This window comes from Trabulsiella odontotermitis, from assembly GCF_001297775.1.
Lineage (GTDB): Bacteria > Pseudomonadota > Gammaproteobacteria > Enterobacterales > Enterobacteriaceae > Trabulsiella > Trabulsiella odontotermitis.
Genome location: NZ_LIFX01000015.1, coordinates 1 through 23,664 on the forward strand (window position 1 = coordinate 1; position 23,664 = coordinate 23,664).

19 protein-coding genes are annotated in these 23,664 nt (G+C 55.4%); 12 read left to right on the forward strand and 7 right to left on the reverse strand.

The window, feature by feature from the left end:
* The 4 genes from AOY23_RS19280 to AOY23_RS19295 form a co-directional block, all read left to right on the forward strand.
* A partial coding sequence (locus tag AOY23_RS19280) for a transketolase-like TK C-terminal-containing protein (protein ID WP_327152797.1) occupies positions 1 to 666 on the forward strand: 666 nt, incomplete at its 5' end.
* Positions 667 to 683: 17 nt separating this feature from the next.
* Positions 684 to 1,532 (forward strand): sugar phosphate isomerase/epimerase family protein, encoded by an 849-nt coding sequence (locus tag AOY23_RS19285; protein WP_054180899.1) that lies wholly within the window; start codon positions 684 to 686, stop codon positions 1,530 to 1,532.
* Positions 1,533 to 1,972: 440 nt separating this feature from the next.
* Complete coding sequence (locus AOY23_RS19290) at positions 1,973 to 3,220, forward strand: MFS transporter (RefSeq protein ID WP_268807256.1); 1,248 nt, start codon at positions 1,973 to 1,975, stop codon at positions 3,218 to 3,220.
* A gap of 16 nt (positions 3,221 to 3,236) precedes the next feature.
* On the forward strand, positions 3,237 to 4,178 hold the full coding sequence (locus tag AOY23_RS19295) for a 2-hydroxyacid dehydrogenase (protein WP_054180901.1): 942 nt from the start codon (positions 3,237 to 3,239) through the stop codon (positions 4,176 to 4,178).
* Positions 4,179 to 4,222: 44 nt separating this feature from the next.
* Here the strand turns inward: AOY23_RS19295 and AOY23_RS19300 are convergent, their stop codons facing one another.
* Entirely contained in the window at positions 4,223 to 5,119 is an 897-nt protein-coding gene (locus tag AOY23_RS19300) for a sugar phosphate isomerase/epimerase family protein (protein ID WP_054180902.1), read from the reverse strand.
* 397 nt (positions 5,120 to 5,516) lie between these two features.
* On the opposite strand from AOY23_RS19300, the gene ppc reads away from it, so the two are divergent.
* From ppc to gldA, 4 genes are all read left to right on the forward strand, one after another.
* On the forward strand, positions 5,517 to 8,168 hold the full coding sequence (ppc, locus tag AOY23_RS19305; RefSeq protein WP_054180903.1) for a phosphoenolpyruvate carboxylase: 2,652 nt from the start codon (positions 5,517 to 5,519) through the stop codon (positions 8,166 to 8,168).
* A gap of 93 nt (positions 8,169 to 8,261) precedes the next feature.
* Positions 8,262 to 9,122 (forward strand): AraC family transcriptional regulator, encoded by an 861-nt coding sequence (locus tag AOY23_RS19310; RefSeq protein WP_054180904.1) that lies wholly within the window; start codon positions 8,262 to 8,264, stop codon positions 9,120 to 9,122.
* 235 nt (positions 9,123 to 9,357) lie between these two features.
* The gene (gene fsa, locus AOY23_RS19315) at positions 9,358 to 10,020 is read left to right on the forward strand and encodes a fructose-6-phosphate aldolase (protein ID WP_054180905.1); all 663 of its coding nucleotides are present in this window, start codon (positions 9,358 to 9,360) and stop codon (positions 10,018 to 10,020) included.
* A 9-nt stretch (positions 10,021 to 10,029) separates the two neighbouring features.
* A complete protein-coding gene (gene gldA / locus AOY23_RS19320; protein WP_054180906.1) occupies positions 10,030 to 11,133 on the forward strand; it encodes a bifunctional L-1,2-propanediol dehydrogenase/glycerol dehydrogenase in 1,104 nt (367 codons plus the stop codon).
* 47 nt (positions 11,134 to 11,180) lie between these two features.
* On the opposite strand, the gene metF is transcribed toward gldA, so the two are convergent.
* The 3 genes from metF to metB all read right to left on the reverse strand — a co-directional run bounded on the left by metF (position 11,181) and on the right by metB (position 15,860).
* Positions 11,181 to 12,071, reverse strand: coding sequence for a methylenetetrahydrofolate reductase (gene metF / locus AOY23_RS19325; protein ID WP_054180907.1), 891 nt, complete (start codon positions 12,069 to 12,071; stop codon positions 11,181 to 11,183).
* A gap of 193 nt (positions 12,072 to 12,264) precedes the next feature.
* Complete coding sequence (locus tag AOY23_RS19330; protein ID WP_054180908.1) at positions 12,265 to 14,697, reverse strand: bifunctional aspartate kinase/homoserine dehydrogenase II; 2,433 nt, start codon at positions 14,695 to 14,697, stop codon at positions 12,265 to 12,267.
* A gap of 2 nt (positions 14,698 to 14,699) precedes the next feature.
* Positions 14,700 to 15,860: a cystathionine gamma-synthase gene (gene metB, locus AOY23_RS19335; protein WP_038160252.1), complete on the reverse strand. Its 1,161-nt coding sequence runs from the start codon at positions 15,858 to 15,860 to the stop codon at positions 14,700 to 14,702.
* A gap of 264 nt (positions 15,861 to 16,124) precedes the next feature.
* Here metB and metJ point away from each other — a divergent pair, with 264 nt between their 5' ends.
* Positions 16,125 to 16,442, forward strand: a complete 318-nt coding sequence (gene metJ, locus AOY23_RS19340; RefSeq protein ID WP_038160250.1) for a met regulon transcriptional regulator MetJ — start codon at positions 16,125 to 16,127, stop codon at positions 16,440 to 16,442.
* Between the two features lie 58 nt (positions 16,443 to 16,500).
* Positions 16,501 to 17,109, forward strand: a complete 609-nt coding sequence (locus tag AOY23_RS19345) for a YiiX family permuted papain-like enzyme (protein WP_054180909.1) — start codon at positions 16,501 to 16,503, stop codon at positions 17,107 to 17,109.
* Between the two features lie 49 nt (positions 17,110 to 17,158).
* On the opposite strand, the gene AOY23_RS19350 is transcribed toward AOY23_RS19345, so the two are convergent.
* The 3 genes from AOY23_RS19350 to rpmE form a co-directional block, all read right to left on the reverse strand.
* Positions 17,159 to 18,682, reverse strand: a complete 1,524-nt coding sequence (locus AOY23_RS19350; RefSeq protein ID WP_054180910.1) for an MFS transporter — start codon at positions 18,680 to 18,682, stop codon at positions 17,159 to 17,161.
* A 91-nt stretch (positions 18,683 to 18,773) separates the two neighbouring features.
* Positions 18,774 to 19,454 carry an oligogalacturonate-specific porin KdgM family protein gene (locus AOY23_RS19355; RefSeq protein ID WP_054180911.1) on the reverse strand — a complete coding sequence of 227 codons (681 nt, stop codon included), beginning with the start codon at positions 19,452 to 19,454 and terminating at the stop codon, positions 18,774 to 18,776.
* Between the two features lie 355 nt (positions 19,455 to 19,809).
* Positions 19,810 to 20,022: a 50S ribosomal protein L31 gene (gene rpmE / locus AOY23_RS19360; RefSeq protein WP_038160243.1), complete on the reverse strand. Its 213-nt coding sequence runs from the start codon at positions 20,020 to 20,022 to the stop codon at positions 19,810 to 19,812.
* 206 nt (positions 20,023 to 20,228) lie between these two features.
* Here rpmE and priA point away from each other — a divergent pair, with 206 nt between their 5' ends.
* Both priA and cytR read left to right on the forward strand, forming a co-directional pair.
* On the forward strand, positions 20,229 to 22,424 hold the full coding sequence (gene priA / locus AOY23_RS19365) for a primosomal protein N' (protein ID WP_054180912.1): 2,196 nt from the start codon (positions 20,229 to 20,231) through the stop codon (positions 22,422 to 22,424).
* A gap of 151 nt (positions 22,425 to 22,575) precedes the next feature.
* Positions 22,576 to 23,604, forward strand: coding sequence for a DNA-binding transcriptional regulator CytR (gene cytR / locus AOY23_RS19370; protein ID WP_054180913.1), 1,029 nt, complete (start codon positions 22,576 to 22,578; stop codon positions 23,602 to 23,604).
* Positions 23,605 to 23,664: the final 60 nt, after the last annotated feature.

Sequence of the window (23,664 nt, forward strand, 5' to 3'; positions counted from 1 at the left end):
GCGCTGATGAAACAGCGTCAGGTGATGGTCTACACCCACGACTCCATCGGTCTGGGCGAAGACGGCCCGACCCACCAGCCGGTTGAGCAGATGGCGTCCCTGCGCGTGACCCCGAACATGAGCCTGTGGCGTCCGTGCGACCAGGTGGAATCGGCGGTGGCGTGGAAATACGGTGTCGAGCGTCATGACGGCCCGACCGCGCTGATTCTGTCCCGCCAGAACCTGGCGCAGCAGGAACGTACCGCGAAACAGCTGGCCGATATCGCCCGCGGCGGTTATGTGCTGAAAGACTGTGCCGGTCAGCCGGAGCTTATCTTCATTGCCACCGGCTCTGAAGTGGAGCTGGCGGTGGCAGCCTGGGAAAAACTGTCTGCGGAAGGGGTGAAGGCGCGCGTGGTCTCCATGCCGTCCACCGATGCGTTCGACAGACAGGATGCGGCATACCGTGAATCCGTACTGCCGAAAGCCGTTTCTGCCCGCGTGGCGGTGGAAGCGGGTATTGCGGATTACTGGTACAAGTACACCGGTCTGAACGGTGCTATCGTCGGGATGACCACCTTCGGTGAGTCTGCCCCGGCAGAGAAGCTGTTCGCGTTATATGGCTTCACGCCAGAAAACGTGGTGGCGCGAGCGAAAGCGCTACTGGCCACTCCATTACAGCAATAAGGGAGGGAAGGATCAGCATGAACAAACTGGTTATTGGTGTGAATACCGCGATGTTTGACGGCGTCGATACCGACATCGCCTTCAGCACAATCCGTCAGGCCGGATTTCGCTATGTGGAGCTGGCGTACAACCAGGGCTACGTGGGCGACATGCCACCGGAACTGTTTCAGGAAGGCAACGCACGCTACATCCGCGAGCTGCTGGAAAAACACGATCTGCGCACCCAGGCGCTGGGCGCCACGATGAACATGGGCGCGCCGGATGCGGTTGCCCAGTTTACGCAACGCATCCAGTTTGCCAGCATGATTGGCGCGACCTGGATCAACATCTGCGTGGGCCGCAGTGCGGACCGGGCGCGCATCATCAACAACCTGCGCGAGCTGGCGCCGATTGCAGAAGCGCATCAGTGCGTGATCTGCCTGGAAAACGGCGGCGACCCGAATTACGACGTGTTCCGCCTGGCAGATGATGGCTTCGTGTTGCTGGACGCCATCGACAGCCCGGCCGTGGCGTTTAACGTGGATGCGGGCAACATCGTATCGCTCTGCCCCGACGTCGACGCGATTGAAGAAGCCATCAACATGCTGCCCGGCGCGCAACACTGCCACCTGAAAGATCTTGAAGTACGCGACGGTGAAGTGCATTTCACGCCGATGGGCCAGGGTCAGCTGAATTATGTCCCTATGCTGAAAGCCCTTGAGGCGCGCGCGATCCCGTGCAGCCTGGAAATTCCGTTACGAATGCACCGTCAGCGTGACAGTTATCCGGTGCGTGCCGGTGCGCCCGTCGATCCGGCACGCAGCCTTGACGTTCTGATTCAGTCCCGGGAGGCTCTGGAAAGAATGACAGGTTACAGCGTGAGTTAAAGAAATAGACAACGACGCTCATCACGACATTCAGATAATAACGTGATGAATGACATGTTGAGCGTTATTTGTCTGTTCGTTACAGCGTGAATATTTATTTTCCCTGCAAACTTATTTTGACCGGGAAACAGATTTCTATTGCCATGAAAAATATCAAAAAAAACCTGAAGCGTATTTTTCATGTTATGTGATTAAGCTCTCATATAGTTATTTGTCATTATGCTGTTATATAATTAACAAAAGAACATACATAGTTCTTTTGTTCACTAAAACAAAAAAACAAGTAACATCAATAGAGTACTTAAGCTTCATTGGTTAATTGCGTTTATTTCTAATAACGTTCCCTATTAAACTGAAGGTTAATTATGTCTCACTCTACAATTACGCCACCATCAAACGCACAGAAACCAACGAATTTCCGCTGGGTTATCTTTGCAACGATGTTCTTCTTATTAGCGGTTAACCTCATGGACCGTATTACACTGTCTATCGGGATGCCGTATATCAAAGAAGAATTTAATCTTTCACCCACCACACAGGGGTTGATTCTCAGCAGTTTCTTCTGGTCTTACGCATTATTACAGGTTCCCGGCGGCTGGTTGCTCGATCGCTTCGGACCACGAAAAGTGATCACCGGCGCACTGTTCGGCTGGGGATTCTTCCAGGCGATTATCGGTCTTGCCAGCGGCGGGATCAGCCTGATCCTGGCTCGTATCGGCCTGGGTGTCATGGAAGCGCCGGTTTCACCAAGCGGTGCAAAACTGAGCTCAACCTGGCTGACCCAGTCTGAAAGAGGCCGCGGCGCGGTCATCATGGACTCCGGCAGCCCGCTCGGCGTCGCCCTCGGCGGCATCATCGTTGCGCACCTGATTGTCATGTTCGACTCCTGGCGCGTGACCTTCGTGATCGTCGGTTTGTTCACCATGTTATTAGGCTTCCTGGCCTGGAAAGTCCTGCGTGACCGCCCGTCTGAACACCCGAGCGTGGATCAGAGAGAGGTCGAGTATATCGCTGCAGGGAATGCGGTCAGCGCCTCGGGTACTGACGATACCGCACCGACCAAAGGGCTCGGTATCAGCTGGTTCACCATGATTGCCATCATGGTCGGCCGTGCCTCCTGGGGTATGGTCTACTGGGGACTGCTCACCTGGGGCCCGAGCTATCTGGCGCAGGCGCAACACCTTGAACTGGCGGCCATCGGTAACTCCACGTTCCTGATCTTCATCATGGGGACGCTCGGTTGCCTGTTCAGCGGTTTCTTCGTGGATTTCCTGGTGAAAAGAGGCATCACCCATAACGTGGCGCTGAAAACACTGCTGTCACTTTCCGGGATTGTCGGGCTGGGGTCACTGTACGCGCTGGCGACAATCACCGACCCAACCATCGCCGTTGGTCTGCTGGCGGTTGCCGCCTTCTTTATGATGTTTGGCAGCCTGTACTGGAGTTTCCCGGCGATTCTGGCACCGAAAGATCGTGTCGGTATGGTGGGTGGATTAATGAACATGGCGAACAGCTGCGCAGGGATCCTGGTTCCGATTCTGGTCGGTGTCATCCTGCAGGCCACCGGCAGCTATGAAAGCGTGCTGGTCTACTTCGCCGTCTGTGCCGGTTTCTATACCGTCGGCACGCTGTGCATCAACTTCAACAAATTGCCAGTAAAAAACAGTCAGTTATCGTTCCAGAAATAATAAAGAGGATGTCGAGATGTCTGCTGTGATATTACGCGTTGATAAAGTCCCGGATAGCTTAGCGGAACAATTAGCGCGGGATTACACGCTGTACGAATATAACAAACTGTCTGCGGAACAATTAAGCGCCATTGCCGGGGAAATTGAGGTGATTCTGGCCAGCGGGGAATCGAAGGTGGAAGCCTCGCTGATTGAGCAATTACCGGCTTTAAAATTGATTGCTGTATTTGGTGTCGGTTATGACGGCGTGGATATCCACGCCGCTTTCCGCCGAAATATTCAGGTCACCAATACACCTGACGTTTTAACCGACGATGTTGCGGATCTCGGCATTGCTTTAATGCTGAACGTCTCGCGGCAGATCATCGGCGCACAGCGGTTTATCGAGCGGGGAGACTGGCCGTTCGGCGCTTACCCGCCATCAACGAAAGTCAGTGGCAGTCGCCTGGGCATTGTTGGCTACGGGCGCATCGGGCGGGCGGTGGCGCAGAGGGCGAAGGGTTTCGCCATGCGCATCGGCTGTTTTGACCGCTATCCGGTCGAAAGCGAAGACGTCGTTTTTTACCCCACGCTGGTGGAGCTGGCGAAAAACAGCGACGTATTAATGGTCTGCGCCAGCGCAGGCAAGGAGAGTGCAAAACTGATTAGCCGCGATGTCCTGGCGGCACTGGGCAGTAACGGCATTTTAATCAACATCGCCCGTGGAAGCGTGGTGGATGAAGACGCGCTGGTCGATGCGATCACCACCGGTACGCTTGGCGGCGCAGGCATTGACGTGTTTGCTAACGAACCGCATGTGCCGCGCGAATTGCTGAATCGCGATAACGTCGTCGTCACACCGCATACCGGCAGCGCAACCCGCGCCACACGGGCCGCGATGGCAAAACTGGTGATAGATAACATTGCCGCGTTTAATGCCGGGAAGCCTCTGCTGACGCCGGTACCCCAACCGAAATAACCCCCTCATCCGTGCCTGTTTTTGCAGGCACGGATTTTTCCCTTTTACGCGTCCTGCATCGCCGTCTGTAAAAACGCCCGGCACTGTCTTTCGTTATCCCACAAATCATCCTGTTCCGTGGTACGCATTTCAACAGCAATGGAAATCGGGCCGAGTTCCTGCGGCAACGGCAGACTCAGCGCGGTACGGATAATCTCTGCGGCAATGCGTGGCGTCAGAAAACCCGGTTCGCCGAATTTCATGTGGTAGTCGCCATAACCTTCCGCTTTTGGATCGAGAATGGCGTTGGCGAGATGCAGTTGAGAAATTAACGGTGCGGCGAGCCGCAACGATTCCGTCAGATCTTCCTCGTTCAGCGCGACATGGGCGCTGTCCCAGGCAAGGTACAGTTTCGGGCAATCTTTACGCAGCTGCGTCATCCACGCCACCGTTTCGTCCGTCGGGCCAATCAGCTGGCATTTGTGAGCGAAACGATCGAGCGGCTCCACCTGCATCAACATCGTCGGGTACTGCTTAATCTCTTCGCCGATTCTAACCAGCGCCTCGCCAAATCCTTTTTTCGCCTCTTCCCGACGCGCGTCGCCAGGATCACTGCCGCTCACCAGCGACAGTTTTGTGGTGCCGCACGCCGCCGCCAGATGCACCAGCTCACAGGCGCGCCGGATGGATTTCTCCCGCAGCGCGCTGTCCAGGCTGCTGAGATTCAGGTTGTCTCTGAGTAATTCAAAGGTCAGCCATTGAGTGACATGCAGATGGTATTGTTCCGCGATAGCGCGGATAGCCTTTGCAATGTCGGGTTGTTTAATAATGCCGGTCTCAAACCCCTGATAATAATCGGTGGCCGCTACCTGCCGGATGACCTGCAGGATAGCGTTTTCATCATCAGCCAGTGGGAAGAAAAGTTCGGCAATATGTGCGGATGGATACAATGTTGTTTTCATGGTGCGGTCACTGCCTCCTGGTGTAATCAGTTTGCATTTTTATGAGATTATATCGCACCATTGAACATATGATCACAATAAGAACACTAGAACATTTATAATTTTGATCACGATCGTATGTGTGATAAAACGCCCGGCACTCAAACGGTTATCGCCCTGTGGCGAGACACAAAAACCCGTGATCCTGTTCACATTTCTATAAGCATTACTTATCTGACACAACTCAAATTAACTTTTGCAAATTCCCCGCTTTTTTTCGGCTGCTGAAGCGTTTTCGCAGCAATTGACGTGGGGGTGTTTACGTGGCTTTATAAAAGACGGGGTCTTTTTGCCGGGCGTCCAGGTTCACGGGCGACAGGCATAACAAAATAAAATGAGATGGGGTGTCTGGGGTAACATGAACGAACAATATTCCGCTTTGCGTAGTAATGTCAGTATGCTCGGCAAATTACTGGGCGACACAATTAAAGATGCACTCGGTGAAAACATTCTTGATCGTGTCGAAACCATTCGTAAGCTGTCAAAATCGTCCCGCGCGGGTAATGAAGCTAACCGTCAGGAACTGCTCACTACGTTGCAAAATCTGTCGAACGACGAGCTGTTACCCGTCGCGCGCGCCTTCAGCCAGTTTCTGAATCTGGCCAATACCGCCGAGCAGTATCACAGCATTTCGCCGAAAGGCGAGGCCGCCAGCAATCCGGAAGTGATTGCCCGTACGCTGCGCAAGCTCAAAGACCAACCCGATCTCACCGAAGACACCATTAAAAAAGCCGTTGAGTCGCTGTCACTGGAACTGGTGCTCACCGCGCACCCGACCGAAATCACGCGTCGTACGCTGATCCATAAAATGGTCGAAGTGAACACCTGCCTGAAGCAGCTCGACAACAAAGATATCGCCGATTATGAACGCCACCAGCTGATGCGCCGTTTGCGCCAGTTGATTGCCCAGTCCTGGCACACCGATGAAATCCGTAAATACCGCCCGAGCCCGGTGGATGAAGCCAAATGGGGCTTTGCGGTGGTGGAAAATAGCCTGTGGGAAGGGGTGCCGAACTACCTGCGTGAGCTGAACGAACAGCTTGAAGAACACCTGAATTATCGCCTGCCGGTGGATTTCGTGCCGGTGCGCTTTACCTCCTGGATGGGCGGCGATCGCGACGGCAACCCGAACGTCACTGCCGATATCACCCGTCATGTGCTGCTGCTGAGCCGCTGGAAGGCTACCGACCTGTTCCTGAAAGACATTCAGTTGCTCATTTCCGAACTGTCGATGGTTGACTGTACCGACGAACTGCGCGCGCTGGTTGGCGAAGAAGGCGCGACCGAGCCTTACCGCTATCTGATGAAAAAAATGCGCAGCCAGTTGATGGCGACGCAGTCCTGGCTGGAAGCGCGCCTGAAGGGCGAGAAATTGCCGAAACCGGCCGGATTACTGACGCAAAACGAGCAACTTTGGGACCCGCTGTATGCCTGCTACCGGTCTCTGCAGGCCTGCGGCATGGGGATCATCGCCAACGGCGAATTGCTCGACACGCTGCGCCGCGTGAAGTGTTTTGGCGTACCGCTGGTGCGTATTGATATCCGTCAGGAAAGCACCCGCCACACCGAAGCGCTGGGCGAGCTGACCCGTTACCTTGGTATTGGCGACTACGAAAGCTGGTCAGAAGCTGACAAACAAGCGTTCCTGATCCGCGAACTGAATTCCAAACGTCCGCTGCTGCCTCGCCAGTGGGAGCCAAGCGACGACACCCGCGAAGTGCTGGAAACCTGCCAGGTAATTGCCGAAGCGCCACGCGGCTCCATCGCGGCATATGTTATCTCTATGGCGAAAACACCGTCTGACGTACTGGCGGTGCATCTGCTGTTGAAAGAAGCGGGGATCGGCTTTGCGCTGCCGGTTGCACCGCTGTTCGAAACCCTCGACGACCTGAACAACGCCAACGACGTGATGACCCAGTTGCTCAACATTGACTGGTATCGCGGCTTTATTCAGGGCAAACAGATGGTGATGATTGGCTATTCCGACTCCGCGAAAGATGCTGGCGTGATGGCCGCTTCCTGGGCGCAGTATCAGGCGCAGGACGCGTTAATCAAAACCTGTGAAAAAGCGGGCATTGAACTGACGCTGTTCCACGGTCGCGGCGGCTCGATTGGTCGTGGCGGCGCGCCAGCACATGCGGCGCTGCTCTCACAACCGCCGGGCAGCCTGAAAGGCGGTCTGCGCGTGACCGAGCAGGGTGAGATGATCCGCTTTAAATACGGTCTGCCGGAAGTCACCATCAGCAGCCTGTCGCTTTACACCGGCGCGATTCTGGAAGCCAACCTGCTGCCGCCGCCGGAACCGAAAGCGGAATGGCGCCACATCATGGACGAACTGTCTGACATCTCCTGCGAGATGTATCGCGGCTACGTGCGTGAAAACAAAGATTTCGTCCCCTACTTCCGTTCGGCAACGCCGGAACAGGAGCTGGGCAAACTGCCGCTCGGCTCGCGCCCGGCGAAACGTCGTCCGACCGGCGGTGTGGAATCCCTGCGCGCCATTCCGTGGATCTTCGCCTGGACGCAGAACCGCCTGATGCTGCCAGCCTGGCTTGGCGCGGGCGCCGCGTTGCAAAAAGTGGTTGAAGACGGCAAGCAGAGCGAACTGGAAACCATGTGCCGCGACTGGCCGTTCTTCTCGACCCGTCTCGGCATGCTGGAGATGGTTTTCTCCAAAGCGGACCTGTGGCTGGCAGAGTATTACGATCAACGTCTGGTGAAACCGGAGCTGTGGGGGCTGGGCACAGAGCTGCGTAAGCTGCTGGAAGCTGACATCAAAGTGGTGCTGGCCATCGCCAACGATGCGCACCTGATGGCTGATCTGCCGTGGATTGCCGAGTCCATCCAGTTACGTAACATCTACACTGACCCGCTGAACGTCCTGCAGGCAGAACTGTTGCACCGTTCACGCCTGAGCGAGGAGAAAGGCAATGCGCCGGATCCCCGCGTCGAACAGGCGCTGATGGTGACGATTGCCGGGGTCGCAGCGGGTATGCGTAACACCGGCTGATTGACGCTGTTTACTAAAAGGGCCACACCTTGTGTGGCCTTTTTTGATCGCAACAGGTAAGGTTTCCTCGTCGCAACAGGAAGGAGAACACTCATGAGCCACGATATCAGCTATCTCCTGACACGGATCATCAACAACCCTACGCTGCTGCGCCATGTCTTTTTTGCCAGTACCACTGGCGCAATTCCTGACGTTGCGTATCAGGTTCCTTTCCCTCGCCTTGAGCTGGTCATCGAAGGCCAGTTGCTGGATTCCGGCATCGTCGGGGAACAGGCGCTGATGAGCGAAAACGATGTGCTGTTTGTGCCCGCTGGTGGCTGGAATTTCCCGCAATGGCGCGAACCGGCCACCACGTTAAGCATCTTATTTGGCAAACAGCAGCTCGGTTTTAGTGTTCAGCACTGGGACGGCGCGATACTGCATAACCTGAATAAAGAGAACGTCGCCCGTCGCGGGCCGCGCGTGGGCTCCTTTTTACTGCAGGCGCTTAATGAAATGCTGATGCAGCCGCATGAGCAATCTACAGCCCGGCTAATCATTGCCAGCCTGCTGAGCCATTGCACCGATCTGCTGGGCAGCCAGATACAGACGGCGTCGCGCAGCCAGGCGCTGTTCGAAGCCATTCGCGAACATATCGACACCCACTACGCGTCGCCGCTCACCCGCGAGTCAGTCGCGCAGGCGTTTTATATCTCGCCCAATTATCTGTCGCACCTGTTTCAGAAAAGCGGCGTGATGGGGTTTAACGAGTATCTGAACCATACGCGTCTGGAACATGCCAGAGCGTTGCTGAAAGGCTATGACCTGAAAGTAAAAGAGGTGGCGCATGCCTGCGGCTTTGTCGACAGCAACTATTTCTGCCGCTTGTTCCGTAAAAATACCGAACGGTCACCGTCTGAGTATCGTCGCCAGTACCATAGTCAGTTGACGGAAAAGAAACCCACCGCGGAATGAGTTAACTGGCGGGAAGAGGAAAACGCGATTCACTGGATTTTTGTACGCTTGCGGGTTAAACCCGCCAGACTTTGATTCTCTCACCTCTCTGTTCATCATGGCTTTCCATGAATTGTGATCCACATCTCATTTCCCTTTGGATATTACATTTGTCCAGCGCATGGCAGATTTGTCAGATAGCGGGAGAACGCCCGCCGTCCTATCCTGTCTGCATCACTATTGAAGGGGAAATATCATGGAACTCTATCTCGATACCGCGAACGTCGCCGAAGTTGAACGCCTTGCCCGTATTTATCCGCTGGCCGGGGTTACCACTAACCCGAGCATTGTTGCCGCCGGTAAAGTGCCAGTGTGGGAACTGCTGCCCCGGCTGCAAAACGCGGTCGGCGAAAAGGGAACATTGTTTGCCCAGACCATGAGTCGTGACGCCGCAGGCATGGTCGCCGAAGCCAAACGACTGAATAATGCGCTGCCGGGCATCATCGTAAAAATTCCGGTGACTGCGGAAGGGCTGGCGGCGATCAAACAGCTGAAAAGCGAAGGTATCCCGACGCTCGGCACGGCGGTGTATAGCGCTGCTCAGGGGCTGCTGGCTGCGCTGGCGGGGGCAAAATATGTCGCGCCTTACGTCAACCGCGTGGATGCGCAGGGCGGCAGTGGTATTCAGATGGTGCAGGAACTGCAGACACTGCTGGCGCTTCATGCTCCGCAAAGCAAAGTGCTGGCCGCCAGTTTCAAAACGCCACGCCAGGCGCTCGACTGTTTACTCGCTGGCTGCGAAGCAATCACCCTCCCCTTAGATGTAGCGCAACAAATGCTCGGCACGCCTGCGGTAGAGTCGGCTATTGAGAAATTTGAGCAGGACTGGAAAAACGCATTTGGCAATCTCAACCTTTAAGGAGTGAGTATGGACAGAATCATTCAGTCACCTGGCAGATATGTTCAGGGCGCAGATGTTCTGACCCGCCTTGGTGATTATCTCAAACCGATGGCAGATCGTTGGCTGGTCGTGGGCGATAAGTTCGTTCTGGGCTTTGCCGAAGCCACGCTGCGAAAAAGCCTGGAAGATGCCGCATTAAGCTGTGAAATTGCGCCCTTTGGCGGCGAATGTTCGCAAAACGAAATTGATCGTCTGCGGGACATCGCCAGCCGTGCAGAGTGCAGCGCGGTATTAGGCATTGGCGGAGGTAAAACGCTGGATACCGCTAAAGCGCTGGCCCATTTCATGGGGCTTCCCGTGGCGATTGCGCCAACCATCGCCTCCACAGACGCCCCGTGCAGCGCGTTGTCGGTGATCTACACCGATGCCGGTGAGTTCGATCGTTACCTGATGCTGCCGCACAACCCGAACCTGGTGATTGTCGATACTAAAATTGTGGCTGGCGCCCCTTCACGCCTGCTGGCATCCGGTATCGGCGATGCACTGTCGACCTGGTTTGAAGCACGCGCCTGCGCCCGCAGCGGCGCGACAACCATGGCTGGCGGCAAGTGCACCCAGGCGTCGCTGGCGCTTGCTGAACTGTGCTACAACACCCTGATCGAAGAAGCCGAAAAAGCGATGCTGGCGGCGGAAAAACATGTCGTCACTACCGCGCTGGAACGCATCATCGAAGCGAATACCTACCTCAGCGGTGTTGGCTTCGAGAGCGGTGGACTGGCCGCGGCGCACGCCATTCACAACGGTCTGACGGCCATTCCGGACGCTCACCATTACTATCACGGTGAAAAAGTCGCGTTTGGGACGCTGACACAACTGGTGCTGGAAAACGCGCCGCAGGAGGAACTGGAGACCGTCGCCGCGCTTTGTTATGCCGTCGGGTTGCCGATCACTCTCGCAGGGCTGGATATTGAAGACGATATTCCAACCAAAATGCGCATTGTGGCGGAAGCGGCCTGCGCGGAAGGCGAAACCATCCACAACATGCCGGGAGACGTAACGGCCGATCAGGTCTATGCGGCGCTGCTGGTTGCCGACCAGTTCGGTCAGCAATGTCTGCATAACTGGGAATGATGTTGTGACGATGTACGTGCTTGCGCAGCAGGCACGTACATTTCTGATCAGACGTTCGGGCGAACGCCCAGCGTGTGGCAGATTGCGTAGCTCATTTCGGCGCGGTTCAGCGTGTAGAAGTGGAAATCCTTAACCCCTTCACGGCTGAGGATCTTCACCATGTCCATAGCGATGTTAGCGCCCACCAGCTTGCGGGTTTCCGCGTCATCGTCCAGCCCTTCAAACATCGCATCCATCCACTTCGGTACGCGAACGTTGGTCATGGTGGCGAACTTCGTCAGCTGTTTATAGTTACTGACCGGCAGGATCCCCGGAACGATTTCCACATCGATACCGGTCGCCACGCAGCGATCGCGAAAACGCAGATAGCTTTCAACATCAAAGAAAAACTGGGTGATCGCGCGGTTAGCGCCCGCGTCGATTTTGCGCTTCAGGTTGATGAGATCCGCCTGCGCGCTTTTCGCTTCCGGGTGAACTTCCGGGTAGGCGGCAACGGAAATATCGAAATCTCCCACCTCTTTCAGCAGAGCGACCAGATCGGACGCATACATATCCGGCTTGCCGCCACCTGGCGGTAAATCACCACGTAACGCCACAATATGGCGAATGCCGTTGTTCCAGTAATCCCGCGCGATGGTGCGCAGTTCGTCGCGCGTGGCGTCGATACAGGTCAGATGCGGCGCCGCCTCAAGCCCGGTGCGCTCTTTGATGCCTTTAATGATGCTGTGCGTACGATCGCGTTCACCGGAGTTCGCGCCATAGGTTACGGAAACAAACTTCGGCTTCAGGCTGCTCAGGCGATCAATTGAGGCCCACAGGGTTTGCTCCATTTCACTGGTGCGCGGCGGAAAGAATTCAAACGAAACGTTAATCTGGCCATGGAGTTCTGCCAGACTCTGATTCAGGGCTTCCCGCTGGTTGGCGTGAAAAAAGCTCATACCTTACCTCATCAATCTTATGTCGTTGTCTGTTGTGTTTCGAACTTCTATACGTTTAGACGTCCAGATGTAAAAATGACGGAAAAGCCGGGTGCCGTCAACAGAAATATCACGATGAAGGCTGAGGAAATTTCAGGCAAGTTGAAAAAAGTTCATGATGCCCTCTCTGATGAGAGGGCATGCGGAGGGAGAATTACAGCAGTTGCGCCAGACGGTTGATATCCGACTGGATAGCGCCTGCGGTGACGTCACGCCCGGCGCCCGGGCCGCGGATCACCAGCGGGTTATCGCGGTACCAGCGGCTTTCGATGGCGAAGACGTTATCGCATGGCAGCAGTGCGGCCAGCGGGTGTTCCGCGCGAACCGCTTCGACACCGACACGCGCTTTGCCGTTGGCGTCGAAACGCGCGACATAACGCAGCACCAGCCCCAGCTCCTGCGCGGCTTCCAGACGCTGCAGCATCTGCTCGTTAAGTTCGTCACCGTTCTCAAAGAAGTGATCGATAGATCCCTCTTCGCAATGCAACGGCACCAGCGACTCAACGCGAACCTGATCCGGTTCGATGTCATAGCCCGCTTCACGCGCCAGGATCACCAGTTTGCGCATCACATCCGTCCCGGAAAGGTCAACGCGCGGATCCGGCTCGGTCAGCCCCTGCTGCCAGGCCTGATCGACCAGGTCGGTAAACGGCACGGTGCCATCGAATTGCAGGAACAGCCATGACAGCGTGCCGGAGAAAATACCACTGAGCGACAGGATCACGTCGCCGCTTTCCCGCAAATCACGCACGGTATGGTTCACCGGTAAGCCCGCGCCGACGGTCGCGTTATACAGCCAGTGACGACCGGTTTTTTCAAACGCGTCGTGGATCTGGCGGTATTTATTGCTGGAACTGGCGCCCGCCAGTTTATTGGCGCTGATGACGTGGAAACCGTGGCTGGCGAAATCGAGGTACTGATCAGCCAGTTGTTCGCTGGCGGTAACGTCCAGCACCACCAGATCATCATACGGATGCGCGCGCATCCACAGGAACAGGGACTCTTCGTCCTGTTCGATCGCTTCGTCGTTGAAGAAAGCCAGCGCCCGGCTGGCGTCCAGCCCGTCGTAATTCAGCAGGCTGCGGCGGCTGTCCACCACGCCGGCGAGGATAAATTCAAACCCGGTACGGGCCGAGAGCGTGCTCTGCTCGCGGGCAAACAATTCCAGCCAGCGGGAGCCGATATTGCCTTTGCCGAACAGCACCAGGCCAATGCGCTTCTCGGCGCGGAACAGCGACTGGTGCAGCCCCTGGATCAGGCTTTCCGTCGGGCCGGTACGCAGCAGCGCGACGAGGCTGATCCCCTCTTCCGATTGCCAGGTGAACTCCACCGGCTGGCCCTTCAGTTGCTGCCAGAAACGGTGGCAGTGCAGCGGGTTACGGGTGACGCCTGCGCCAACCATCGCCACCAGCGCCAGCCCCTGACGCAAACGCAGCTCGCCCGGCAGCCCGGCTTCATCAAGCAGTTTCAGGGCGCTGTCGACCACTTCTGAGGTGTAGCAAAACTGCAGCAACTGGCGATCGGCATGAACGCCCACCGCCAGCGGGCGCATCTGCGCCCGTTTGAGAATGACATCAATATCTTTATGCGCCTGTCTGAAATCCTGGCTGGCGGGCACATGGAATTCAATCAGGCAAACATCGTCATGGCTGGTGACAATGCGCGCACCAGTACCCGATGCCAGAACGCGTTCGATACGCGTCGAGCCCTGATCCGGCGTGTAGCTGCAGCGCAGTTGCAGATCAATATCACTGCCGGAAACCGGCTGGAGGGTACGCGCATGCAGCACCGGCGCCGCCAGACGCGCCAGTTCGCTGGCTTCGTCCAGACGCAGCAGCGGCAGCAGACAGGCATCTTTCACTTTACGCGGGTCGGCGCTGTACACCCCGGCGACGTCACTCCAGATGGTGACACGGGAAACGCCCGCCAGCGCGCCAACCTGAGTGGCGGAATAGTCGGAACCGTTACGGCCCAGCAGCACCGTTTCCCCCGCGTTGTTGCGCGAGATAAAGCCCGTCACTACCAGACGTTTATTCGGATGTTGCGCCAGAAGTTGTTGCAGCAACGGGTAAGAGAGGCCTTCATCCACCTGCGGCTGGGCGGCGCGTTCGGCGCGCAGGAATTCGCGCGCATCCAGCCAGACGGCGTCCAGCCCCTGCTCCCGCAGAACGGCGGACATCAGACGCGCAGACCACACTTCGCCGTGGCCAACCACTTCCGCGTACACCGCGTCGGTCACGCCGCTGTCGAGCAGTGCCGCCAGACGCTCGAGATCGTGAATAAACTCGCTGATCATGCCATCAGCAATCGCGGCGGGGAGCAGACCGCTAATTAGCTCGGTCTGATAACGACGCAACGCCTGCTGAACCTGATGCGCAGAGAGCCGATCGGTCTGGCTTAATTTCAGCCAGCTGATCAGCTGGTTGGTGGTGCTGCCCGCAGCGGAGACAACCATCATATCGCCCGGCATCGAATATTCCGTCATGATGCCCGCGACACGCAGGTAACACTTCACATCCGCCAGACTACTACCACCAAACTTGTGCAGCTGACGACCCTTCGCCCCTGCCTGCGCAATCACACTCATGTTTACCCCTCTGCTGCGATCCGGAAGCCATTTTCCAGATCGGCAATTAAATCTTCACCGTCTTCAATACCCGTAGAGATACGTAGCAACGTCTCAGAGATGCCCGCGGCAGCGCGCGCTTCCGGCGCCATGCCCGCATGCGTCATGGTCGCGGCATGGGAGATCAGGCTCTCGACGCCGCCCAGCGATTCCGCCAGCGTAAACAGCGACAGACCACTCAGGAAACGGCGCAGCGTTTGCTCATCGCCATCCAGTTCAAAACTCAGCATCGCGCCAAAACCTTTCTGCTGACGCGCCGCAATCTCATGCCCCTGGTTTTCCGGCAGAGACGGATGATACAGCTTTTTCACCAGTGGTTGCTGTTTCAAATAATCGACAATCGCCTGCGCGTTGCGCTGAGCGACTTCCATACGCGGTGACAACGTGCGTAACCCGCGTAATAACAGATAGCTATCAAACGCGCCGCCGGTGACGCCAATATTATTGGCCCACCAGGCCAGCTCCGTCACGACGTCCGGATCTTTCGCAATCACCACGCCCGCAACGACATCGGAATGACCGTTCAGGTATTTCGTGCAGGAATGCAGAACCAGATCAGCGCCCAGCGCCAGCGGATTCTGTAACGCCGGGCTTAAGAAGGTGTTATCCACCACGCTAATCGCCCCGGCTTCACGCGAAAGACGACAGATTTTCTCAATATCGACGACGCGCAACAATGGGTTACTTGGACTTTCTACCAGCACAAGCTTCGGTTTTTCTGCCAGTGCCGCTTTCAGCGCCGCGTCATTCCCCTGATCGACAAATAAAACGCGGTAGCATCCGCGCTTCGCCAGGCTGTCAAACAGACGATAGCTGCCGCCGTAGCAGTCGTGCGGCGCGACCAGCAGATCGCCAGGATTAAGATAAACAGTGGTCACCAGATGGATAGCCGACATGCCGGTGTTGGTCAGTACCGCGCCCGCGCCGCCTTCCAGCTCCGCCAGCGCACGCTGGACGACATCACGCGTCGGGTTACCGCGGCGCGAGTAGTCATGCGCGCGGGGTTCATTAAAACCGGTGAAATTGTAGGTGCTGGAGAGATGAATCGGCGGGACAACGCAACCGTACTGTTCGTCGTCATTTAACCCGCTACGCACTGCGATAGTGGCCTGTTTACGCGTCATGTCTGGGCTTCCTGGCTTAATCGATGAAGGTCAGGGCACAGAGTAACCACTGCCACATTGGACGTCAATACATCTGGACATCTAAATGTCTTTGCGTATAGATTGAGCAAACGACAAATAGCCGTTAAAATTATATGCATTAGCGCACATCTGTGGAGGCTTTCCTCGTGTCACGGTTCCGCCTCTACGGTAAAATACGCACGTTTATGGTCTGAGCGACAGCTTCTGGCCTTTTATTAATGACTGACAGGATTAAGGTATCTCATGGCTGAATGGAGCGGCGAATATATCAGCCCATACGCTGAGCACGGTAAGAAGAGTGAGCAAGTAAAAAAAATTACGGTTTCCATTCCTCTGAAGGTGTTAAAAATCCTCACCGATGAACGTACCCGTCGTCAGGTGAATAATCTGCGTCACGCCACCAATAGCGAACTGCTGTGTGAAGCGTTTTTGCATGCGTTCACCGGTCAACCGCTACCTGATGATGCTGACCTGCGTAAAGAACGTAGCGATGAAATCCCGGAAGAAGCGAAAGTGATCATGCGCGAGCTGGGAATCGACCCGGAGACGTGGGAATACTGACGTCCTGATGGCGGTTCATGGATACCGGACCGCCTTGCTCGTTGACAGGGAAAACCACATGCATAAATACCTGCTGGCCCTCGGCCTGGTTGTCTGCTACCCCGCACTGGCGTACGAGCCGCAAACGGGTGACATTATTTTTCAGATCTCCCGCTCCTCGCAGAGTAAAGCTATCCAGCTGGCGACCCACTCTGACTACAGCCACACGGGCATGATTGTTATCCGCAATAAAAAAGCTTACGTGTTTGAAGCGACTGGCCCGGTGGTCTATACCCCGCTGCAAAAATTTATCGCCCGCGGCGAAGACGGTAAATATGTGATTCGTCGCGTCAGAGGCGGACTCTCACCAGAGCAGCAAAAGAAGCTGGCGCAAACGGCCAGGGGTTATCTCGGTAAGCCCTATGACCTGGCATTTGCCTGGTCTGACGATCGCCAGTATTGCTCCGAAGTCGTGTGGAAAGTCTATTTTCATGCGCTGGATATGCAGCCGGGTAAGCTGCAAAAGATGAAAGATTTCGATCTGAGTTCGCCGGTGGTCCGGGCCAAAATCAAAGAGCGCTACGGTAATAAGATCCCGATGAATGAAACGGTGATTTCACCCCAGGCGCTTTTTGATGCGCCGCAACTGGAAACTGTCGCCAGAGAATGGCCGCTGTTTTCGTGGTGATCGTCAGCCAGTGCCCGGCAGCGCAACGCCACCGGGCAAACATCATCAGTTAGCTTTGTAGCGCCTTCTGCCGGTTAAGGTAACCAATCGTATTGTTACCCCACAGCTTCTCGTAAGGCATACCTGCCAGCATCTCTACCGTCTGACGTGCCTGCGGGGTGATATCCTCCGGTGTCAGGCGACCAGCAGCCCGCATTTTCAGGGTTTCTTCACGCAGTACGCTGTGCGTTTTGAGGTTCAGGCGGAACTTCAGGGAGATCAAAAAGCCAATCAGCAATACACAAACCGTACCCACGCTCAGGATCATCAGGATGGTATGACTCACGCCGGGAACCTGCGTAGGCTGGCCGGATACAAAGCCGGAAAGTTGCATAACGATACCCACCAGCATCACCGCACCTGCCTGCGAGGCTTTACGCGTCAGCGTCATAATCCCGGCGAAAATCCCTTCGCGACGCTGACCGGTGACCACTTCATCGACATCGGCAATGTAGGTGTAAATATTCCACGGAATATAGTTGATACCACCACGACCCAGCCCGGCAATGGCAGAGATAAGCAACAGCAGCGAGTGGTTGTCGCTCATCCCGCTATAGTAAAGCCCGGCATAAGACAGCGCACTCAGGCCAAACAGGGTAACCACAACCCGGTATGAAGGTGCCTGTCCAAAGCGGATGCACAGCGGGATCATCGCCATCACCGCAATAAATTGCAGGATTGCCATGGTTCCCATCAGGTCTGAAGCCAGCGTCGGACTTTGCATCAACACAAACACGACGTAGTAGGTGAAAACGGCGTTAAAGACATCCTGTGCGATATAGCCGCCCAGGTACATTCCAAGGTGTTGGCGGAAAATACGGATGCGGAACGTTGAACTCAGTTCGATGATCAATCGATGCAGGCTTTGACCGAGCGTCAGCTTTTGGGCCTGAGCCGCAAGCTCTTCTTCAGTGCGATCACGTTCCCAGGTAAAGCACCACACCAGCGTCAGCACGATGGCGCACATAATGGAGAAGACCAGGCTGGCGTAGAAGAAGGAGATCGCGTTGTCTTTACCGAAGTGGTTCAGCAATACGCCCGGCAGAAATGCCGCGAGGATCGCCGAAAGCTGCGCCATACCGATACGCGCGCCGGAAAATTTCGTTTTCTGTTTGAAATCATCGGTCATCTCCGGCACCAGTGTTTCATAAGGCACCAGAATCATCGTGTAGACCACATCAAACAGCAGATAAGTCACCAGATAATACCAGTACCCCATATCGCCCATCCACATCAGGCTGTACGAAAAAACACAGGGGATACCCAGTAAAATAAAGAACTTGCGGCGTCCGAAACGCTTTCCTAACCACGTATTGCCAAAGTTATCGGTAAGATATCCCATCAGCGGGCTTACCACGGCATCCAGTATTCTCGCCATGGCAAAAATAAAGGTCGCCTCAATGGGCGTTAATCCACAAAACGTGGTGTAGAAATAAAGTAACCATGCTGCGGTGAGCGCTGTCGTCCCTGCGCCCAGACAATCCCCGGAACCATAGGCCAGGTAATTTGCAATACCAATTTTGCGCTTATTCATTTTTCTTTCCTGCAATATATGCAATGGAAATAGATACGGCAAAGTAAGGATACGATGCCGTAACTTACTCGTTATTTAATGACATTACTGATCAGAAGTTATAACCGAGGCCTACGCGATAACGGGTTTGTCGATCGGATGTCGTGGTGGTGTTATAACCTGAAGAGACGTTACCAATTTCCACGAACGGAACCCAGGAACCAAATTTCCTGGCGACGCGGAAGTTATATTCGTAATCTTCTTTTTTGTTGTTATATAAATCTTCGCTATCGGCAATTTTATAAATACCGTTCAGCTCAAACATCCAGTCAGCGATGTTATAGCCGATCCAGGCTTCAGGACGGTACACCATACGGTCGTCCTTGCCATCGGCGTTCCTGCGCGCATACTCCTGGCGATAGCGGAAGGCGGTCCACCAGCTATCGTTAATGTTGTACTGTACGCGGATATAAGGCTTATAGATCGTGATGTTATCGCCTGTTTCAACCGCAACGCCAGGCTGCCAGACCAGATCCTGCCAGGTGAACTGGTAACTCGCCGTATACTCGTTGCCATTACTTTCCATATTATTCCAGGCACTATTAGACTGTGCATCATCGGAACGAGAAATGGCTTCGACAGCAACACCGAATCCTGTTGCAAAACGATGGGACATATAAACACGGTCATAGTTACGGCCGTCATCGTAATATTCATGGCGGTAATCAACATAACCTGCATGTGCGGCGCAGGATAATAACGGAATAAGTAATAAAGCATATTTTAAGTTCATGACAAACCCTCTCAAAATTGAGATCCCAGCAATAGAATAAACCTGTCATTTACACCGAAGTGAAAATCACAAAGTCAGATAATAGTAATGAGTAGCAGCATGAACTTTATGGCAGTGCCAGCAAAAAAACCTTTTGAATTTTGCCATAAAATAGAATTGATGGCAGAAAACGAAAGGTTATAAAGACGGAGATCAATAATAAAAACAATTTATCATAAAATGAGAAACATCATTTCAATTGATAAAAATGAACGGTTTTATAACAGTTTCACTACAAAAACAGGAAAGGGCCGGGGCAGGAGGAAAAGCGGAGACAAAAAAAGCGCCTGGCGGCGCTTTTTTCTGGGAGCAAAACTTATTTGCTGCCCGGGATGCTGAAACGCTTGTTGAAGCGGTCAACACGACCACCGGTCGCAACGTCACGCTGCTTACCAGTGTAGAACGGGTGGCATTTGCTGCACACGTCCAGGTTCAGATCGTGACCCACGGTAGAATGGGTTTTGATCACATTACCGCAAGAACAAGTTGCAGTAATTTCTACATAATTCGGGTGAATACCTTTTTTCATGGGAAACCTCAGTTAAGGCCGCGTCGCTCTTCCAGCCCTAACGCCGGACACCACGCGATGTTAATAATATAGGTAGTTTAACGCGACTATTTCGCATTAAAGGCGGCGAATCATACAGAATTTAAGCAACGTATGCAAACTGATCCGCACGTCCCCATCGTGTAATGTGTATACTAACGCGCCACTTTTCAAGTCAGGAAGATTCAATGCTCGTTGCTCACGTTGCCTTGCCCGTTCCGCTGCCCCGCACCTTTGACTATCTGCTGCCTGACGGCATGGATGCCAAAGCCGGGTGCCGCGTACGCGTGCCGTTTGGCAAACAGGAGCGGATCGGCATCGTGGTCTCGGTGAGCGAAAAAAGCGAGCTGCCGCTTGCTGAACTGAAAAACGTGATTGACGTGCTGGATGGCGAATCGGTCTTTACCGCTACCGTCTGGCGAATGCTGTTGTGGGCCGCGGACTATTATCATCATCCTGTTGGCGACGTGCTTTTCCACGCGTTACCTATCCTGCTGCGCCAGGGCAAACCGGCCAGTCATGCGCCGCTGTGGTACTGGTTCGCCACGGAACAGGGTCAGGCTGTCGACATTCATAGCCTGAAGCGTTCGCCGAAACAACAGCAGGCACTGGCCGCGCTTCGCCAGGGGAAAATCTGGCGCCATCAGATTGCGGATCTGGATTTTACTGACGCCACGCTGCAAACGCTGAGAACCAAAGGGTTGTGCGAACTGGCGAGCGAAACGCCGCCGCTGGCCGACTGGCACAGCGACTACGCGGTGTCGGGCGAGCGCCTGCGGCTCAATACAGAGCAGGCCACCGCCGTTGGCGCCATCCATAGCGCGGCGGATCGCTTTTCCGCCTGGCTGCTGGCGGGCGTCACCGGCTCCGGCAAAACTGAAGTCTATCTGAGCGTGCTGGAAAACGTGCTGGCGCAGGGGAAACAGGCGCTGGTGATGGTGCCAGAAATCGGCCTGACGCCGCAGACTATCGCCCGTTTTCGTCAGCGCTTTAACGCCCCCGTTGAAGTGCTGCATTCCGGCCTCAACGACAGCGAACGCTTATCCGCCTGGCTGAAAGCCAAAAACGGCGAAGCGGCGATCGTCATCGGCACGCGCTCTTCCTTATTTACGCCGTTCAAAAATCTCGGCGTCATCGTGATCGATGAAGAGCATGACAGCTCCTATAAACAGCAGGAAGGCTGGCGCTATCACGCCCGTGATCTGGCGGTCTACCGGGCGCACAGCGAGCAAATCCCGATCGTCCTCGGTTCGGCGACGCCCGCGCTGGAGACCCTGCACAACGTCCGCCAGCGCAAATACCATCAGCTAACACTGACGAAGCGCGCCGGGAACGCGCGTCCGGCGAATCAGCATGTGCTGGATCTCAAAGGCCAGCCGTTGCAAGCCGGGCTGTCGCCTGCGCTGATGAGCCGCATGCGACAGCATTTGCAGGCGAATAATCAGGTGATCCTGTTTTTGAATCGCCGTGGTTTTGCGCCCGCGCTGCTGTGCCACGACTGCGGCTGGATTGCCGAATGCCCACGCTGCGACAGCTATTACACGCTGCATCAGACGCAGCAACAGTTGCGCTGCCACCACTGCGACAGTCAGCGCCCGGTACCGCGTCAGTGTCCGTCGTGCGGCTCCACGCATCTGGTGCCGGTCGGGCTGGGGACGGAACAACTTGAGCAGGCGCTCGCCCCGCTGTTTCCGGATGTGCCGGTCTCGCGTATTGACCGCGACACCACCAGCCGCAAAGGCGCGCTGGAAAAATATCTGGAAGAGGTGCATCGCGGCGGCGCGCGTATTCTCATCGGCACGCAGATGCTGGCGAAAGGCCACCATTTCCCGGACGTCACGCTGGTGGCGCTGCTGGATGTCGATGGCGCGCTGTTCTCGGCCGATTTCCGCTCGGCGGAACGCTTTGCGCAACTGTATACCCAGGTCTCCGGCCGCGCCGGTCGCGCCGGGAAACAGGGGGAGGTGATCCTGCAAACCCATCACCCGGAACACCCGCTGCTGCAAACGCTGCTGCATCAGGGCTATGACGCCTTTGCCCAACAGGCGCTGGCCGAGCGTCAGACCATGCAGCTCCCGCCGTGGACCAGCCACGTACTGATCCGCGCGGAAGATCATAACAACCAGCTGGCGCCGCTGTTCCTGCAACAGTTGCGCAATCTGATTCAGGCAAGCCCACTGGCGGACGACAAACTGTGGGTACTTGGCCCGGTGCCTGCGCTGGCGCCGAAACGCGGCGGTCGCTGGCGCTGGCAAATTTTGCTGCAACACCCTTCCCGCATCCGCCTGCAACATATCGTGAGCGGCACGCTGGCGCTCATCAATACGCTGCCTGAATCGCGCAAAGTGAAATGGGTGCTGGATGTTGATCCGATTGAAGGCTAAGGCGTTTCCCTGCGAGCCAGATCGAGAAATTCAAGATTCATCACATTTTTCATGAAAATTCTGTAACTCTCATGAGCCACTATCTGATAAAAATGTGAGCTGAAGTCAGAGACAGCGGATGTGTCTGCACCCGTCAGCGAGGAGAAACCAGGTGAAGCCTAAAAAAGAGGTCGTTGCTGCTACCATGAAGGACGTTGCCATCAAGGCCAACGTCTCAACGGCAACCGTGTCCCGTGCGTTAATGAATCCCGACAAAGTGTCGCAGGCAACCCGCAACCGGGTTGAGCAGGCGGCGCTGGAAGTCGGCTATTTACCGCAGTCACTCGGTCGCAACATGAAGCGCAACGAATCACGCACGATTCTGGTGATTGTCCCGGATATCTGCGATCCCTTTTTCAGCGAAACCATCCGCGGTATCGAAGTCACGGCGGCAAAACATGGCTATCTGGTGCTGATTGGCGACTGCGCGCATCAGAACCAGCAGGAAAAAACCTTCATCGATCTGATCATCACCAAACAAATTGATGGCATGCTGCTGCTCGGTTCACGACTGCCGTTCGACGCCAGCATTGAAGAGCAACGCAATTTGCCGCCGATGGTGATGGCCAACGAGTTCGCGCCTGAGCTGGAGCTGCCGACCGTTCACATCGACAACCTGACCGCCGCCTTCGACGCGGTTAATTATCTCCACGAGCTGGGGCATGAGCGGATTGGCTGTATTGCGGGTCCTGAAGAGATGCCGCTGTGCCATTACCGCCTGCAGGGTTACGTCCAGGCGCTGCGTCGTAACGGTATCACGATTGATCCGCACTACATTGCGCGCGGCAATTTCACCTATGAAGCGGGTGGTCAGGCGCTGGAACAATTACTGGCGCTGCCGAATCCGCCCACGGCGGTGTTCTGTCACAGCGATATCATGGCGCTGGGCGCGCTCTCCTATGCAAAACGACATGGGTTACAAATCCCCAATGATTTGTCCCTGATTGGCTTTGATAACATCTCTTTATCGGAGTTTTGCGACCCGCCGCTGACCACCGTCTCGCAACCGCGTTTTGATATCGGCCGCGAGGCGATGCTGCTGTTGCTGGATCAACTGCACGGGCAAAATGTCAGCAGCGGCTCGCGCTTACTTGACTGTGAACTGATCGTTCGCGGCACGACACGCAAAATAAATCCCTAAAGCAAACGGCTTTCGGACACGGTCATCTGGTCAAAGCCCCGCCGCTTAAGTAACATGGCG